Annotated in this window: 2 protein-coding genes; one reads left to right on the top strand and one right to left on the bottom strand. The window is 29.8% G+C overall.

Annotated elements, in window-relative coordinates:
• A partial coding sequence (locus tag MR593_RS06165) for a sodium/glutamate symporter (protein WP_290690896.1) occupies positions 1–410 on the bottom strand: 410 nt, incomplete at its 3' end.
• A 91-nt stretch (positions 411–501) separates the two neighbouring features.
• On the opposite strand from MR593_RS06165, the gene MR593_RS06160 reads away from it, so the two are divergent.
• A partial coding sequence (locus MR593_RS06160) for a GTP-binding protein (RefSeq protein ID WP_290690895.1) occupies positions 502–2,130 on the top strand: 1,629 nt, incomplete at its 3' end.

Here is a 2,130-nt window from a genome sequence, read left to right as displayed (position 1 = left end):
TCCATAGATACACTTCCACACATAAACCCAAGTAGAGGTTTTATATTTAAGATTTTAGATAAGCTAACAGCTATTATATTCTGACAAAAACCGAGCACAGCACATAAAATCCAGTAGATAAATAAAAGTTTGCTGCCGTTTTTTATGGAGTATATATTTATACAAAAGCCTATACTTATGAAGAAAGCAGATAAAAAATAAGGCATCAAGGATGTATCCATAGTTATTTCTAGTAAGTTAAATTTTTTCATAAAAAAAATAAAAATAGAAAAGAAAAGTCCGCCTATAACAGGTGTTGGTATACAAAATCTAGAAAAAATATTTGATTTATCTTTTATAAAGCCTCCGACTAAATATAAAATTATCGATAGAGTCAACGTCGATATAATATTTAAATTTAAATTAATCATCAAAATACCTCCTTTGTGTGATAATATATTTTTAAGTATTATTTACTAAAAAAAGTATTATTATTAGTTATATTAAAGAAAGAGGTATAAAATGTATAAAACAATTGGAATATTAGCGCATGTCGACGCTGGGAAGACATCTTTATCAGAACAAATTTTATATCATACGAAATCTATAAGAAGTAGAGGAAGAGTAGATCATAAAAATACTTTTTTAGATAATTATCAAATAGAAAAGAAAAGAGGTATAACTGTATTTTCTAAGATAGCGAGGTTTTCTTATAAGGAAAGCGAATATTTTTTAGTCGATACGCCGGGTCATATAGATTTTAGCGGACAGATGGAGAGAAGCTTGGATATTTTAGATTATGCAATACTCGTAGTCAGTGGGACTCAAAAGGTTCAATCCCATACATCTACAGTTTTTAAATTACTTAAAAAGAAGAAAATACCTACTTTTATTTTTATAAATAAAATAGATAATCAGAATTGTTTCGTAGATGAAGTTGTAGAGGATATAAAAGATGAGTTAGATCAAAATGTCGTAAATATTACCGACGAATTTAAAACAGGTGATTTCAGTGAAAGCTTAATTGAATTTATAGCTGAGAGAGACGAAAACTTAATGGATATATATTTTGATACTGGATATCAAAGGGATTTATGGAATGATAATTTAATAAAGATGATAAAAAACTGTGAAATATATCCAATAGTTGCAGGTTCAGCTTTAAACGATATCGGTATAGAAAATTTTATAGAAATATTTGATGCACTTACAGTCACAGATTACAGTAATGACGGTGAGTTTTTAGGACAAGTATCGAATATAAAATACGAAGACGGCAAGAAGGTAACTTATGTAAAGGTTTTATCTGGAAGCTTAAATGTCAAAGATGAAGTCGTATATTTTAAAAACGACGAATTGATAGAAGAAAAAGTAAATTCAATATTCTTTAAAAATGGAGAAAAAACAACTGCTACTAAAAGTATAGATGCAGGCCAAATCGGAGGTTTAGTTGGACTTACAAATACAGATATAGGCCAGTTTATATCTTTAAAATCAAATCAAAATTTAGAAATTTTAAAGAAAAAGAGAAAAGACAGCATAATTCCTACTTTGAGAACTAAGGTTATATTTGATGAAAGTATAAATATAAAAGATATTTTGGAGATTTTTAAAATTTTAGAAGAGGAGGAGCCTAGCCTAAATGTATCCTACAGCGAAAAGCTAAAGGAAATAAGCATAAGTATAATGGGAACTGTACAGCTTGAGATTTTAAAGGAGGTAATACACGATAGATTTGACGTAGAGGTCGACTTTGGAAAATGTGAAATTCTATACAAGGAAACTATAAAGACACCTTGCATAGGGAGCGGCCATTACGAGCCTTTGAAGCATTATGCTGAGGTTCATTTAAAAATAGAGCCAAATACTAGAGGTGAAGGAATAGTATTTGAAAGCAAAGCCCATATAGACGATCTTAGCATAGGTCACCAAAATCTAGTCAAAACCCATGTATTTGAGAGAAAGCACCACGGAATACTATGTGGATTTGAACTGACTGATTTGAAGATAACCTTGCTAACTGGTAAAGAACATATAAAACATATTTGCGGTGGAGATTTTAGACAATGTACCTACAGGGCCATAAGACAGGGTATAGAACAGAGTGAAAATATAATTTTGGAGCCTTTTTATAATTTTGAAATAGAGGTC

It is taken from the genome of Intestinibacter sp. (genome assembly GCF_022780145.1).
Lineage (GTDB): Bacteria > Bacillota > Clostridia > Peptostreptococcales > Peptostreptococcaceae > Intestinibacter.
The sequence above is the reverse complement of the archived record's forward strand: the minus strand, read 5'-3'. Positions and strand labels throughout refer to the sequence as shown.